The organism is Acetobacter sp. UBA5411 (genome assembly GCF_002409645.1).
Taxonomy (GTDB): domain Bacteria; phylum Pseudomonadota; class Alphaproteobacteria; order Acetobacterales; family Acetobacteraceae; genus Acetobacter.
In genome coordinates this window covers 188,531-203,074 of the sequence record NZ_DHNR01000005.1, presented here as the reverse complement: position 1 = coordinate 203,074, position 14,544 = coordinate 188,531, and the positions used below count along the sequence as shown (strand labels likewise).

Genomic DNA, 14,544 nt, shown 5'->3' with positions numbered 1-14,544 from the left:
CACCGATGGAGACAGGATGATGAGTATTATCCCCAGAAACCCCATACGTCGCATCTGGGCAGAAGGTCGGGCCGTATTGAATGGCTGGCTTTCCATATCCAGTCCGTTTTCGGCCGAGATCATGGCCTCCGCCGGCTATGATTCCGTGACCATCGACATTCAGCATGGAGCCGTCGATTATACCGGCATGCTCCCCATGCTTCAGGCGGTGCGTGCCTCCGGTGTGGCGACTATGGCGCGGGCAAGCTGGCTGGATCCAAGCTCAATCATGAAAATCCTCGACGCTGGGGCGTGGGGCATTATCTGTCCCATGATCAATACGCGCGCAGAAGCAGAACGGCTGGTTTCCTATGTGCGGTATCCGCCGAATGGCACGCGCAGCTTTGGACCGACACGAGCGAACTTCGCCCTTGGCAGCGACTATGCCGCCTTTGCTGATAATGAAGTCGTGTGCTTCGCGATGATCGAGACAGCACAGGCCATGGCCAACCTCGATGAGATTGTCAGAACGCCCGGACTGGATGGCGTTTACGTGGGGCCGGCCGATCTGACGCTGGGCCTGACCGGACGCCGATATCGGACCGGGTTCGATCGGGAAGAGCCTGAAATGGTCGAAGCGATCCAGCGCGTCATTGCTGCGGCCCATGGCGCCGGCATTCGCATGGGGCTGCATAACGGCACGGCATCCTATGCCGCAAAGGGCGTTTCCTGGGGTGCCGATCTGGTCACGGTGTCCAATGATGTTCGCCTGCTTGCTCAGGCGGCCGAGAACTCCGTTGCTGAATTCCGCAAAACTGTAGGCGCTTCTTCCATCGTGACGAGGGCGGATACGGCTTCAGGGTATTGATCGCGGAACAGCCCGATTTGGAATAGGAATAACACCACAGACGACTACGCCGCTGGTGCAAAGGCAGTGTGGTCGAGTGGGTTTTACGAATCAGGCCATCGCCCGATTACGTATAACGCTGATTCCGCACCAGAAAACAGCTTGTCTACCGGTTGATTCATCCCATCCGTCCGGCAGACGTGACGCGACTGATATACGCTTTTTCTGCCTGGTAAAAAACCTTCAGTATGTCGTGCAGGAGCCATATCGATATTGGTTTTCTATTTCTTTTCTGTATCAATCGTGTAGGTCTCTCGCTTGCCCCATAGAGACGCCAAATTTTGGACAGAGCCAAAAAAGAACTCCGCCGCGTATTCGGCCGTCCCGACTGAGCTCCGACATCCTGCTATTTCGTATTTTTACTACGTGTTTCAGAGGCTTTTTTCGCTGAAGCAGAACGTTCTTCCGCTGTCCTGTGAGCAGAGGCTGCTCCACCCGCTTTACCACCCTTCTGTGACGGTTCGTGTGTTACGGGGTGACCTCTTCCCGATCCACTCTTCTTGCCACCGCCGGTTTCCTTGTTGACCGTAGCCCATGCACGGCGTTCCGCTTCATCCTTGCTAACACCACGCTTTTCATAGCCTTCTTCGATATGTTCAGCCTGTCTCTTTTGCTTGTTTGTATAGGCGGATTTGTCTCCACGTGGCATAATTCATCCTCCCGTCTTGTGCTGTGCATACAATCTCGTCTCACTTACGATGTGAGTCCTGTTTCGCAGACAAAGCAGGAAAACAGAAAAAGTTTTCCCGTTTTCTGTTCCGTGCCCACCATGGGCGTCTGTCAGTTAAGTCAGACAGCGATCCGTGTTTCAAAATTATCGCCCTTACCGACAAACCAGTCAGCGCGGTGGGCGTTCTCTGAAAGCCGATAATCTCTAAACAACAGGGCATCATCGTCGATAGAAAATAGGCAAGTAGTATGAATGCAATTGTTCTACTGGCACTTGCCCGTCCCTATACGTTTGTCGTGATGGCCATCCTTATCGCCATAACCGGTGTGCTTTCCGCCATTCGCACGCCGCAAGATATCTTTCCTGAGATCGGTATTCCCGTCATTGCGGTGGCATGGACCTACAGTAACCTCTCCCCGCAGGACATGTCCGGGCGCATTGTCTTGCCGTTCCAGCGCACGCTGACCACGACGGTCAACAATATCGAGCATATCGAGGGACAGTCGCTGACAGGCATCGGGGTGATCAAGATCTTTTTCCAGCCCGGCACCGATATCCGCATCTCGAACGCACAGGTCACGGCCATTGCCCAGACCATCCTGCGCCAGTTACCGGTAGGCACCACCCCGCCGCTGATCCTGAATTACAATGCTTCCACCGTGCCGATCGTGCAGCTTGCCCTGTCGGGTGAGGGCATGACCGAACAACAACTTTATGATTACGGCTTCAATTTTATCCGCAATCGGCTGGTGACGGTGCCGGGCGCGGCCCTGCCTTATCCTTATGGCGGTCGTGTGCGCCAGATCCAGATGGATCTTGACCCCGGCAAGTTACAGTCCCGTGGCGTATCGGCTCAGGATGTGGGCAACGCCCTGACCACCCAGACACAGATCACGCCTGCCGGTTTCGTAAAAATCGGGGAATACCAGTATAATTTCAGACTGAACAATGCGCCTCTTTCGGTCGAATTGCTCAACATGCTGCCTGTACGAACGATCAACGGCGCCGTGGTGCGTGTGCGTGATGTGGCCCATGTGCGGGACGGTTCCACGCCCCAGCAGAACGTGGTGCATGTGGATGGCCAGCGCTCAGCACTCCTGACCGTGCTGAAATCGGGCGCTACTTCTACCATCGCCATTGTGGAGGGAATCAAGGCGATGATCCCAGATGCGACACGTGGCTTGCCCAAGCAACTTAAACTCAGGCCCGTCAACGATCAGTCTCTTTTTGTCCGTGCAGCCGTGGATGGAGTCATGCGCGAAGGGGCAATCGCGGCTGGTCTGACCAGCCTCATGATCCTTCTGTTCCTTGGTTCATGGCGATCCACGCTGATCGTGGCGACCTCCATCCCGTTATCGGTCATGGGGGCGGTCGTGGCCCTATCCATGCTGGGCGAGACGCTGAATGTCATGACACTGGGCGGCCTTGCGCTGGCCGTGGGCATTCTGGTGGATGAGGCGACGGTCACGATCGAGAATATCGAGCGTCATCTGGAAATGGGCAAGGACGTCCATACCGCCATCGTGGATGGATCGGGAGAGATCATCGTCCCGGCCTTTCTCTCGCTCGTATGCATCTGCATCGTGTTTGTGCCGATGTTTTACCTGCCGGGAGTGGCGGGCTTCCTGTTTGTGCCGATGGCGTTGTCGGTCATGTTCGCCATGACCATGTCCTTCATCCTGTCACGCACGCTTGTGCCGACCATGGCCATGTTCCTGCTGCGCCCGCATGAGGACGAAAAGCAGCCCAGGCAGAATATCTTCACACGCTTCCAGCAGGGATTCGAGCGGCGTTTTGAGGCGCTGCGTGCCCGCTATAGTGCGCTTCTGGGAAGTATTCTGGACTATCGTGGCCGGTTTGTGGCCGGTTTCCTGTGCTTTGCCGCTCTCAGCATGGGCCTGCTGCCATTTCTTGGACGCAACTTCTTTCCGCAGGTCGATGCGGGCACGATGACCCTGCATGTGCGTGGCCCCATAGGCATGCGGATCGAGGAAACATCGGCCCTGTTCCAGCGTATCGAGAAGGAGATCCGCCAACAGGTTCCGGCCGACGAAATTGACTCCATTGCCGACAATATCGGCTTGCCCACCAGCGCCATCAATGTCGCCTATAATGCATCGGGCACCATCGGACCGCAGGATGGGGACATCCTTGTCGCCCTCAAGGAAAATCATCACCCGACCGAGCGGTACATCCGCCTTCTACGCCGTGAATTGCCCAAAGCATTCCCCGAGGCCAGCTTTGCCTTCCTGCCGTCGGACATCACGACCCAGATCCTCAATTTCGGCGCACCGGCACCAATCGACATTCAGATATCCGGTCCCAACCCTGATGAGACGCGGCAGTTTGCAGAGCGCATATTGCGCGCCATACGCCCCATTGACGGTCTGGTCGACGCCCGCATCCAGCAGCCCGGCCATTATCCCGAACTGCGTTTTGAGGCAGATCGCACCCGCATCAACCAGCTTGGTCTGACGGAAGGGGATATCACCAACGCCATCGCGACCTCCATTGCCGGAACCGTGCAGACTGCTCCGCTTTACTGGCTGGATCCGCACAGCATGGTCACTTACCCCATTGCGGTGCAGATGCCTGAATACCGGATAAGTTCTCTGGCGGATATCATCGGCCTGCCCGTAACCGGAGTTTCAACCCCCCAGCTTCAGGTGCTCGGAGCTCTTGGCGCGATCACGCGTGGCACGACATCACCGGTCGAGGCGCAGTATAACATCCGCTCGCTGATCGATGTTTTCGCAGGCGGTGATGGACGCGATCTGGGGGCTATCGCCTCGGACGTGCAGGCGGCCCTGCATCGTTTGGAGCATGACCGCCCCGAGACCGTCACGGTTACGCTGCGAGGGCAGTATCAGGCCATGACCATCGCTTTTTCCGGCATGGGGTTTGGTCTTCTGGGTGCGATCGTTCTGATCTATCTTCTTATTGTCATCAATTTTCAGAGCTGGACTGATCCGTGCATTGTTGTGCTGGCGTTGCCGGGCGCTCTGGCGGGGATATGCTGGATGCTGTTTGCAACGCACACCCCGCTTTCCGTGCCCGCTTTGACGGGAGCGATCATGTGCATGGGGGTGGCGACGGCCAACTCCATCCTTGTCATCACCTTCTGCCGCGACCAACTGGCGGAGCATGGAGATGCGCTCAAGGCAGCCCTGACTGCGGGCAGCACCCGCCTGCGGCCTGTCATCATGACGGCGTTGGCTATGGTCATCGGTATGCTGCCCATGGCGCTGGGGCTAGGTGAAGGCGGGGAACAGAATGCACCGCTGGGGCGCGCTGTCATTGGCGGCCTGATCTTTGCCACCTGCGCCTCCCTGTTTTTTGTGCCTTCACTCTTCGCCGTTATCTACGACAGGCGGGCGCGCCATGGGTCCGACGGGGCGCATGCTCATGGCTGAAACCCATGTCACGCCCTCCGGACCCAAACCACGTCTGCGCTGGATCATTCCTGTAGCGGCATGCGTTTTCGGGATCATTCTCGCCGTGGGAACGATCGTGCACATCCATGATCGCCATCAGCTTCATGCGATAAATGTTGCGGCACTGGTGCCCAGTGTGACGGTCGTACATCCGGGTGGTCACGCTGTTGATACGCTGGTTCTGCCCGGTATCCTGCAGGCATGGTACAGCGCTCCGGTCTATGCCCGCACCAACGGCTATCTTCGGAAATGGTATGTCGATATCGGACAGAAAGTGGAATCAGGTCAGCTTCTGGCGGAAATCGATACGCCCGATGTTGATCTACAACTTGCCGGCGCAAGAGCCGCCTTGGGCACACGGACCGCACAACGGGATCTGGCGCGGATTACATCACGCCGCTGGGACCGGCTGAATGCTGAAAACGCCGTATCCCAGCAGGAAACTGACGAACGCCGGGGCAATCTGGCAGCCAGCGAGGCCACGCGGCATGAAGCGGCGGCGGAGGTGGAACGGCTTGAAACGCTTTCCGCCTTCAAGCGTATCATTGCGCCTTTTACCGGTGTGGTGACCAGTCGTGCGACCGATATCGGTGCGCTGATCGTCGCCGGTACGGCTGCCAGCCAACCGCTTTTTACCGTCTCGGACGTAACCCGCCTGCGGCTTTATGTGCGTGTGCCTCAGGCTTATGCCGCACGGATGCAGGAGGGCTTTGTGGCGCATTTTACAGTGCCCGATTACCGTAACCGGCAGTTTGACGCCCATCTGCTCCGTTCTGCGGATGCGGTTGATTCCCAGTCGGGAACGATGCTGGTGCAGCTTGTTTATGATAACGGGGAAAATCTTCTCAAACCGGGTGCCTATGCCCAGATTGCCTTTACATTTCACGGTCCGGAGCCACAGGCACCTCCCACCGTGCGCATTCCCGCCAGCAGCCTGCTTTTCCGCAAGGACGGGACAACTGTGGCGCTGGTGGACGGACATGACCATGCCAAAATACAGCCCGTCTCGATCCTGATCGATTTCGGCACCGAACTTGAAGTGACGGGACTCACACCACAGGACAGGATCATAACCAACCCGCCGGATGATATTGGAGATGGGGATCCAGTCAAGCCGCGTGAGGGTGGGCATAATGGCTGAGCGGGGCTGGACGATCCTGTTCCTCCTCGCCCTGCTGTGCGGCTGCGACCTGTCCCCCCGGTACCACAAGCCCACATTGCCCGACATACCCGCCACATTTCGGGAAACCGGGCCGTGGACACCGGCGCAGCCCGCCGATACCGCGCAACGAGGGGCGTGGTGGTCGGTCATGGGAGATGAGGATCTGAACCGGCTGGAGGACAGGGTTGAACATGGTAACCCGCAACTGGCCGCCGCCGTGGCGCGCTATGATGAGGCGCGGGCGCTGGTCAGGCGGGCGCGTGCCGACTTTTTTCCCCAGATCGATGCATCAGCCAGCGCACAGCGTGAACGCGGGCTCTTTGCCGCCACCGGAAATTATTACGAATATCGCGACTATGAATCCGGCGGCACCGTTTCATGGGAGCCGGATATCTGGGGGCGCATCCGTAATCTGGTCAGGGCGGCGCGGGCCAATGCACAGGCAAGTGCGGCCGATCTGGCGTCACTCCGCCTCAGTCTGGAAGGCGAACTGGGCGACGATTATTTCCAGCTTCGTGGTCTGGATGCCCGTGTCAGTCTGCTACGAAAGACCATAGCGGCCTATTCCGCGGCGCTGGACCTGACCACAAAGCGCTTTGTTGGCGGGGCGTCGAATGAACTGGATGTAGGCCGCGCACGCACCCAGTTGACGACGACGCAATCCCAACTGGAGCAGCAGGTGGCGGACCGCGCACTGGTGGAACATGCCATTGCCGTACTGATCGGTGAGCAGCCTTCCACCTTTTCCATTCCGCCGAGAGATGAGCTGACGCCCGTGCCGGTCATTCCCATCACCGCGCCTGCCCACCTGCTGGAACGTAGGCCGGATGTCGCGTCGGCGGAGCGGCACATGGCGGCAGCCAATGCGCGGATCGGGGTAGCGAGGGCAGCCTTTTTTCCCAACATCACGCTTGGGGCGATGGGTGGTTCGGAAACCACGACCCGTATGCTGGCTTCGGCCGGGACCGGTGTGTGGGCGCTTGGTCCGGCGTTGTCCACACTGGCCATATTTGATGGTGGACGGAGGTTCGCCAATCTGGCCCTTACACACGCGGAATATGCTCAGGCCGCAGCCAGTTACCGGCAGACAGCACTGACGGCTTTTCGGGAGGTTGAGGACCAGTTGGCGCTTCTCAATCATCTGGCTGATGCCGCCGCGCGGCAGGAAGAAGGAGTGACGGCGGCGACGCGCACCGACCATCTGGCCAGTATTCAGTATCGCGAAGGGGCCGTTGACTACCTACAGGTTGTCATTGCCCAGACGGCTGAACTCCAGGCGCGGGAAGACCTGATTACGGTCAATACGCGCCGTCTCATAAGTGGCGTGGATCTTGTGCGGGCCATGGGAGGTGGCTGGGGACCGCAGGAGGGGCCAAAAGCAAAATAGATCTTTGTTGACCGCATGTTTCTGTCGCGCTTAGCCGGTTTGAAGATCAGGTTGCTTTATCGGCGCGATTTTCGGTCACTCGATCCTAATGGAAGGAGGTGGGTGTCCGATATCTGACGTATGCCACCATGTCCCCCACGGGGAGGTATCCGCACTTCATATCATCTGTCGAAACACGCAATCAGCTTTGCTTTTCTCCGCACTGCATCGGTAACTCTTCATGGGGAGGCTTGACGGCTGCATGGTCACTGCCGGTCACGTAATCCTGAAGTTCACGTGCTTCCTGTTCGGCATTTTCAGCGCGGAGTTTGACAATATCGCCAATGCTGACCAGTCCGACGAGTTTTCCGTTCTCCAGAACGGGTACATGCCGATTACGGGAATACGTCATGCGGCAGGCAATATCGTAAATACTGTCATCGGGTGTTGCGGTCGGCATATCCTTCGTCATGATATCCTTTGCGGTCAGGATGGATATGTCCGCGCCGTGTTCGGATAACATATGAACAATGCCTTTTTCCGAGACCATACCAATCAGTTGTCCATCAGGATCAAGAACCGGAGCGCCACCAATATTATGCTGCGCCAGTATGGTGGCGACATTCACAACGGGGTCATCGGCTTTCACGGTAATGACCGTGCTGCCTTTTTGCGCCAGAATGTGAAAGACATGAGAGGACATGGGAAAATCCTTTCCATGTTTTGGGGAAATCGAAAATAAGTTTCGTCAACGCATCGTCATCTCAGTCTCTGTGTCAGATGGGATGGCGGAGACAGGAAGAAGAGGATGGAGGGCGCGGGCGGGAAAAAGCCCTCCAATCACCACGATTACTGTGAGAACGATGACAAGCGCCATCAGTTCCGGGCGGATATGTCGATTCAGGCTGGCGGATGGCAGCGACGGTGCTGACATCATGACACGGATGATGTTCAGGTAATAATACAACCCGATAATGCTGCCGATTATGAGCGCACCCAGAAGCAGGTTGCGCTGGTATTCAACTCCTGTCGCCGCGATCTCGAACTTTGCAAAAAATCCGATGCCGGGTGGAATGCCTGCAAGCGAAAGCAGCATGAGCGACATGGAAGAAGCCAGAAACGGGCGAGTGAAAAACAGTCCCTTCCATTGCGCGATGACCGTGCCATCGGGGCCGTCAGACGTTGCGAAGGCGGACATGGTCGCAAAGACGCCTAATGTACTGGCTGTATAGGCCAGAAGATAAATGGTTATGGCCCCCGATTGCAGACGGCCGGGGCAAAGAAAGGCAATCAGCAGGTAGCCCACATGCGTAATGGATGAGCAGGCCAGAAGACGTGTGAGGCTGGTTTGACGCAATGCAAGCAGGTTGCCCCCCATAATGGTCAGGATAATGACGATATACAGGATGTCGTTGAGGAAGGGCGACTGGTTCCCCGTTCCGAAATAACGGACAAGAGAAGAAAATATCGCGATTTTTGAGACCACGGCTAAAAACGCCGCCACAGGAACGGGTGCGCCTTCCATCACGTCCAGCAGCCACATATGGAAGGGAACAGCAGAAAGCTTGAAGAACATGCCGACAAGGATCATGATCGTGGCTGCAACCGGCAACGCCGGGGAAATATTCCCGATCGTGATGGGCGGCATGAACCGCAGCGATCCCGTAACGCCGTATGCCAGACCGATACCAAACAGAAGAATGGCGGAAGACATGCCTGACAGGATCAGGTATTTCATCGCCGCTTCATAACCCTGGATGGCAGGGCGATGCCGGAAAGTCACAAGTCCCATAAGCGAGACACCAAGGATTTCCAGCCCCAGGAAAAAGGGCATGTAATTCGCGCTGAAGACCATGGTCAGTGCGCCAAGCGTGCCCAGCATGCACAGCAGGGGATATTCATCCACCAGCGACGTAGTTCTGTCGTTCGCATCATTCCGCCATGACATGAGCAGGATACACATGCTGGAAAACATGATGAGGATGGCAGTATAGTTTGCCCATTGATCCTGAATGAACAGGCTGTCGCCATTATCCGGTGCTATGCCGGTGTGGTGCCCTACAAACACAAGAGCCAGCAGCAGTGTCCCCATTCCGGTCAGAAAACTACGGCTCGTCGAACGTCGCCACGCCGTTGCGGCGAGCATGACCGTGATCCCTACACAGAGCACCAGCAAAGATGTTGGCAGGAAAACATCGTGTCCGATCATGGCGCGTGCTCTCCCTGACCGGTCACCCCTATTACGGACAGGGGAGATGGAGCGGAAAACGTCATGAAAGGCTGTGGATGCAGGCCCAGCACGACCAGAAAAATCATCGCACAGGCAAAAACTGCCATCTGCCGCACAGGCAAATCCTTCAGGGGGATTTGGCCCTCCCGGCGAGCCGCCAGAAAGACGCGATTGACCATCCGCAGCGCATAAATGGCGGCTAGGACCAGCCCCACGGTTGTCACTGTCGCAATGATAGGGCTGACATGCCATGTCGCCAGCAGCACGAGGAACTCGCCAGCGAAATTACCCAGTCCCGGCATTCCAAGCGATGCCACGGCAAAAAATAGCCCCGTGGCGGACAGGCGTGGCATGGCTGTCCACAAGCCGCCGATACGGTTCATGTCCCGTGTATGCAGTCGGTCCTGAATGGTGCCCGCGATCAGAAAAAGCGCGCCCGCGCTCAATCCGTGGGCGAGCATCTGAATGATCGCTCCCTGCATCCCCATGCGGGAACCGGTAAAGATGCCAAGCACCACAAAGCCCATATGGCTGATACTGCTGTAAGCAATCAGGCGCTTGATGTCCTCCTGTGCACAGGACAGCCACGCCCCGTACAGAACCCCGACAACGCCCAGCCCCATGGCGACGGGCGCGAAGTGCATGGCCGTATCGGGAAACAGCATGACATTGAAACGGATCATGCCATATCCACCGGTTTTTAGAAGGATGCCAGCGAGTAGAACGCTGGCCGCCGTGGGTGCCTGCGTATGCGCATCCGGCAGCCAGACATGGACCGGCACGATCGGCAGCTTGACGGCGAAAGCGATGAAGAAACCCAGCATGAGCAGCATGGACAGGGTAGGAGACAGATGTGTCTGCGCCAGTGTGAAGTAATCGAATGTCAGCACACCGGTTTCCCGGTCGTGCGTGATGACCAGACCGAGTATGGACAGCAGCATGAGTAGCCCACTGCCCTGCGTGAACATAAAAAACTTCAGGGCGGCGCGCTGCCTGTCCTCATGTCCCCATACGGCGATCAGCACGAACATCGGCACCAGCATCAGTTCCCAGAAAAAGAAGAACAGGAACAGGTCTGTGGCCAGAAATGTCCCGATAATACCAGTAAGCGTCGTAAGAAAAAGGAAATGGAATGTGCCTGCCTTCACCGTAATCTGACGGGTGGCAAGGCATGCGCACAGGAAGCACAGGAGCAGCGAAAGCCAGATCAGCGAGAGCGAAAGACCGTCCATATCCAGCCTGACTGCGATCCCCATGGTCGGAATCCATGGCATGGAAAAATGCTCCAGCCATGGTCCTGTGCGAATGGTCGGATGATTGAATGTGACCATTGCAAGCAACAGGGTTTCCACAATCAGGGTCGCCAGCATCACCCACCACGACGCATTGCGTGAGGGTACGACGGTATGAGGTCGGACGCGCTCAGCCAGCCATGCCAGACCACCGCCTATGACAGGCAGCAGCACAAGGGCGGGAAGGGGATTCATGACAGCACCGCCATGGCGAGAGCCGCGCACAATCCACCGGCAATCCATGCCGCATACCACCGCACGCGACCGTTCTGTATCTGGCCCAGCAGGCGATCCGCGCCTCTGATGCCATTGGTTCCCCACAGGGTCAGCGTGCCCAGAAAATCCGAACGTGCCCTGAGAACCGAGGTGCTGGCTGTCCGTGTCAGCCGTCCTGTTCCGGTTATGACATAATCAAGAATGTCATGCCGCGTCAGCCACGTCAGGAAGCGAAAGGGCTGTACGAACAGGCGGTCATACAGGACATCTATGCCTTCGCCGGTGCGGGCAAAGCGGATGACGGCCGCCTGTCCCGGTATCTCACACATGACGGGTGAAGGACGTCCCCACAGCACCCATGCGACGCCAAGTCCGGCAAGAGGAACGACCGCGCCCGCCAGCACAAGCCAGCCGGGTTCATCCGCGTGTGAGTGGGATGCCTCAGGATCAAGAAGGGCGCTGAACAGATGAAGGGGAGGAAATGTCGTGGGCATTTCAATGATGCCTCCACAGAGGGACAGGACACACAGGCAGGCGAGGGGAATGGTCATGAGACGTGACGTTCGTCCTGTCGCCGTGGTTCCCACTTTTCCGAAAAAAACGATGAATACGCAGCGGAAAATATAAAGCGCGGTCAGGAAGGCACCCAGCAGGGCCATCCCCCACAGGAAATGTCCGCTCAGCATCAATTCGTGGATCAGGCGAAAATGGGCGGGCCATACGCCCGACAGGATCATTTCCTTGCTGTAGAATCCGGCCGTGACCAGTGGCAGACCGGCTAGCGCGGAGGCTCCGATGACAAAGGCGGCGGTCAGTCCCGGCATGGTGTGGTGCAGGCCGCCCAGACGGAAAATATCCTGTTCATGATGGGTGCGCACGATAACCGCGCCCGCAGTCAGGAAAAGGAGCGCCTTGAAAAAGGCATGGGTCATCAGGTGAAACAGCGCCGCCTGCCACACGCCGCACCCAAGGGCGAGAAACATGTAGCCAAGCTGGCTGATCGTGGACCAGGCAAGAATACGCTTGAGATCGGACTGCACCAGCGCCGTACAGGCTCCCATAAGAATGGTCAGCGCTCCGAGCACGGCCGTAAGCGCCATGACGGGGACCGCCAAGGCAAAAAGGTCATGCAGTCGTGCAATCAGATAGACACCTGCCGTGACCATCGTCGCCGCGTGGATCAGGGCGGAGGTTGGTGTCGGTCCGGCCATGGCATCCGGCAGCCATGTCTGGAACGGGATCTGCGCCGATTTGGCGAGGGCCCCGATGAGAATGAAAAGGGCTGCCATGTTTAGGGCGGTCGGGGTTATCTGCCCGTTTGCAGCCGCCGCCAGAACGGTGCCGATGTGCAGGGAATCTGCCGCCGTGGCCAGAAGCAGCAGCCCGCACAGCAAGGCCGCATCTCCCATGCGTGTCATGTAAAAAGCCTTGCGTGCAGCGGCAGTATTGACGGGGTTGTCATACCAGAACCCGATGAGCAGGTAGGAGCACAGCCCCACGCCCTCCCACCCGATAAACAGGCAAAGCAGGTCAGACGCCAGCACCAGTACCAGCATGGAGGCCACGAACAGCGTCATGCTGCCAAAAAAGCGGGCAATCCCCGGATCGTCCCGCATATAGCTTGCGGCATAAATATGAATCAGCAATCCCACGATCGTGACGACAAGGATCATGACCATGGAAATCCGGTCCAGCATGAATGCGATATCGGCTGAAAATCCTGCAATATGCATCCATGGCCACAGTATTGTCTGCACTATCCCTGTCGCTGGACCGGACAGAAGCAGAATGGAAAGAGCGATGCTGATGGCAGCGGATAGTCCCATGCTCACACAGGCAACCGTCCCGACAGCATACGCGCTCATGCGTCCGGCAGTTACGAACAGGATCAGGGATGCCGCCAATGGAGAAAGAATGAGAAGGGGAAGCAGAATTTCGCCCATGGCCCTTATCCTTGCAGAAGGTTGCCGGTATCGGCATCGAGCGTGGGACGTCCCCGAGCGTGCAGGCATAGGATGATGGCCAGTCCCACCGCCGTTTCTACGGCGGCGAGGGCGAGGATCAGCAGGAACATCACCTGTCCCGCCGCGTCATGCCAGCGTGCACCTGCGCCCACGAAGACGAGGGCGGCCGCATTGAGCATGATGTCCAGCGACATCAGCATGAACAGCATGTTGCGCCGGATCAGAACGCCCGCCAGCCCGACCGAAAACAGGATGGTCGCCAGCAGCAGGGTGTCGTTGAAGGAAAACACTGGCATGTCAGCGGTTCTCCATCCGGTTGCGTCCGATGTGAAAGGCCGAGACCAGACCAGCCAGAAGCAGGAATGACGCCAGCTCGACCATCAGCACGTAGCGGCCAAACAGACTCAGCCCGACATCATGTGCCGTTATTGAGGCAAGAGAGGGCATGGATCCGGAAAGAGGGCTGATACAATAAAGAAGTTCCGCACACACAATGGCGGCGAGAATGCCCGGTCCCAGCCATGCGCGCGGACGCAGCCATTCCTTTTCACGCGCGCTGTCCGGTTGCCCCAGATTGAGCATCATGATGACGAAAACGAACAGCACCATGATCGCGCCGGCATAGATAATGATCTCCAGCATCGCCGCGAAGGAGGCTCCCAGCATCACAAGTAATGCCGCCAGCGCCAGCAATGTTACGACCAGATACAGCACCGCATGCACGGCGACTTTCCGGGTAATGACCATGATGGCCCCGATGACGGTCACACTGGCAGCAAGGAGGGCCAGGGCGTGCATGATGGTTACGGCAGCAGCGAGTGGAGATCGATTGGCGGACGTTCACGTTCGGAAGCACCACGTTCCTTGCCGGGGATGGGGATGCCCGCGACATTGTAGAAGCTGTAATCGGGATATTTCCCGGTTCCGCTTATCAGCAGGTCTTCCTTTTCATAAACAAGATTGGGGCGCGCGTATTCGCCCATCTCAAAATCGGGAGTCAGTTGTATGGCGTAGGTTGGACAGGCTTCCTCGCAAAAGCCGCAGAAAATGCAACGGGAAAAATTGATCCGGAAATATTCTGGACGCCAGCGGCCATCGGTCTCGGTTTTCTGCAGACTGATGCAGTCCACCGGGCAGGCGACAGCGCACAGATTGCACGCCACACACCGTTCCTCTCCATCGGGATCGCGCGACAGAACGATCCGTCCGCGATAACGCGGCGGCAGATAGGGTTGCTGTTCGGGATACTGCACGGTCGCGCGCCGGTGGAAAGCATGCAGCGCCGTCAGGAGCAGGGTGCGCAATGTATTGAACATGGGAGATG

12 protein-coding genes are annotated in these 14,544 nt (G+C 57.7%); 4 read left to right on the top strand and 8 right to left on the bottom strand.

Features of this window, described 5'->3' with window-relative positions; all coding sequences use genetic code 11:
- The first annotated feature begins 16 nt into the window (after nt 1–16).
- Complete coding sequence (locus tag B3759_RS01750; RefSeq protein WP_408736433.1) at nt 17–847, top strand: HpcH/HpaI aldolase family protein; 831 nt, start codon at nt 17–19, stop codon at nt 845–847.
- Between the two features lie 385 nt (nt 848–1,232).
- On the opposite strand, the gene B3759_RS01745 is transcribed toward B3759_RS01750, so the two are convergent.
- On the bottom strand, nt 1,233–1,535 hold the full coding sequence (locus B3759_RS01745; RefSeq protein ID WP_291363038.1) for a plasmid stabilization protein: 303 nt from the start codon (nt 1,533–1,535) through the stop codon (nt 1,233–1,235).
- Nucleotides 1,536–1,804: 269 nt separating this feature from the next.
- Here B3759_RS01745 and B3759_RS01740 point away from each other — a divergent pair, with 269 nt between their 5' ends.
- Genes B3759_RS01740 through B3759_RS01730 form a run of 3 tightly spaced genes read left to right on the top strand, consistent with a single transcriptional unit; the run spans nt 1,805 to nt 7,539 of the window.
- Nucleotides 1,805–4,969: an efflux RND transporter permease subunit gene (locus B3759_RS01740; RefSeq protein WP_291363036.1), complete on the top strand. Its 3,165-nt coding sequence runs from the start codon at nt 1,805–1,807 to the stop codon at nt 4,967–4,969.
- On the top strand, nt 4,962–6,131 hold the full coding sequence (locus B3759_RS01735; RefSeq protein ID WP_291363034.1) for an efflux RND transporter periplasmic adaptor subunit: 1,170 nt from the start codon (nt 4,962–4,964) through the stop codon (nt 6,129–6,131). Before B3759_RS01740 ends, B3759_RS01735 begins: the two co-directional genes overlap by 8 nt.
- Nucleotides 6,124–7,539, top strand: a complete 1,416-nt coding sequence (locus B3759_RS01730; RefSeq protein WP_291363032.1) for an efflux transporter outer membrane subunit — start codon at nt 6,124–6,126, stop codon at nt 7,537–7,539. The genes B3759_RS01735 and B3759_RS01730 overlap by 8 nt, the downstream gene beginning before the upstream one ends.
- 181 nt (nt 7,540–7,720) lie before the next feature.
- Here B3759_RS01730 and B3759_RS01725 read toward each other — a convergent pair whose 3' ends face one another.
- From B3759_RS01725 to nuoI, 7 genes are read right to left on the bottom strand one after another with little or no spacing between them, the layout of a single operon-like run.
- Entirely contained in the window at nt 7,721–8,221 is a 501-nt protein-coding gene (locus tag B3759_RS01725) for a CBS domain-containing protein (RefSeq protein ID WP_291363030.1), read from the bottom strand.
- Between the two features lie 45 nt (nt 8,222–8,266).
- Entirely contained in the window at nt 8,267–9,727 is a 1,461-nt protein-coding gene (locus tag B3759_RS01720) for an NADH-quinone oxidoreductase subunit N (protein ID WP_291363028.1), read from the bottom strand.
- Entirely contained in the window at nt 9,724–11,235 is a 1,512-nt protein-coding gene (locus B3759_RS01715; protein ID WP_291363026.1) for a complex I subunit 4 family protein, read from the bottom strand. Before B3759_RS01715 ends, B3759_RS01720 begins: the two co-directional genes overlap by 4 nt.
- Complete coding sequence (gene nuoL, locus B3759_RS01710; protein WP_291363024.1) at nt 11,232–13,199, bottom strand: NADH-quinone oxidoreductase subunit L; 1,968 nt, start codon at nt 13,197–13,199, stop codon at nt 11,232–11,234. The genes B3759_RS01715 and nuoL overlap by 4 nt, the downstream gene beginning before the upstream one ends.
- A gap of 5 nt (nt 13,200–13,204) precedes the next feature.
- The gene (gene nuoK, locus B3759_RS01705; protein WP_291363022.1) at nt 13,205–13,516 is read right to left on the bottom strand and encodes an NADH-quinone oxidoreductase subunit NuoK; all 312 of its coding nucleotides are present in this window, start codon (nt 13,514–13,516) and stop codon (nt 13,205–13,207) included.
- 1 nt (nt 13,517) lies between these two features.
- Entirely contained in the window at nt 13,518–14,018 is a 501-nt protein-coding gene (gene nuoJ, locus B3759_RS01700; RefSeq protein ID WP_291363020.1) for an NADH-quinone oxidoreductase subunit J, read from the bottom strand.
- A gap of 5 nt (nt 14,019–14,023) precedes the next feature.
- The gene (nuoI, locus tag B3759_RS01695) at nt 14,024–14,536 is read right to left on the bottom strand and encodes an NADH-quinone oxidoreductase subunit NuoI (RefSeq protein WP_291363018.1); all 513 of its coding nucleotides are present in this window, start codon (nt 14,534–14,536) and stop codon (nt 14,024–14,026) included.
- Between the last annotated feature and the right edge of the window lie 8 nt (nt 14,537–14,544).

Bases quoted from the DNA above. Each gene is read 5' to 3' on its own strand.
- B3759_RS01750 (WP_408736433.1), top strand. From the start codon at position 17: ATGATGAGTATTATCCCCAGAAACCCCATACGTCGCATCTGGGCAGAA.
- B3759_RS01745 (WP_291363038.1), bottom strand. From the start codon at position 1,535: ATGCCACGTGGAGACAAATCCGCCTATACAAACAAGCAAAAGAGACAG.
- B3759_RS01740 (WP_291363036.1), top strand. From the start codon at position 1,805: ATGAATGCAATTGTTCTACTGGCACTTGCCCGTCCCTATACGTTTGTC.
- B3759_RS01735 (WP_291363034.1), top strand. From the start codon at position 4,962: ATGGCTGAAACCCATGTCACGCCCTCCGGACCCAAACCACGTCTGCGC.
- B3759_RS01730 (WP_291363032.1), top strand. From the start codon at position 6,124: ATGGCTGAGCGGGGCTGGACGATCCTGTTCCTCCTCGCCCTGCTGTGC.
- B3759_RS01725 (WP_291363030.1), bottom strand. From the start codon at position 8,221: ATGTCCTCTCATGTCTTTCACATTCTGGCGCAAAAAGGCAGCACGGTC.
- B3759_RS01720 (WP_291363028.1), bottom strand. From the start codon at position 9,727: ATGATCGGACACGATGTTTTCCTGCCAACATCTTTGCTGGTGCTCTGT.
- B3759_RS01715 (WP_291363026.1), bottom strand. From the start codon at position 11,235: ATGAATCCCCTTCCCGCCCTTGTGCTGCTGCCTGTCATAGGCGGTGGT.
- nuoL (WP_291363024.1), bottom strand. From the start codon at position 13,199: ATGGGCGAAATTCTGCTTCCCCTTCTCATTCTTTCTCCATTGGCGGCA.
- nuoK (WP_291363022.1), bottom strand. From the start codon at position 13,516: ATGCCAGTGTTTTCCTTCAACGACACCCTGCTGCTGGCGACCATCCTG.
- nuoJ (WP_291363020.1), bottom strand. From the start codon at position 14,018: ATGCACGCCCTGGCCCTCCTTGCTGCCAGTGTGACCGTCATCGGGGCC.
- nuoI (WP_291363018.1), bottom strand. From the start codon at position 14,536: ATGTTCAATACATTGCGCACCCTGCTCCTGACGGCGCTGCATGCTTTC.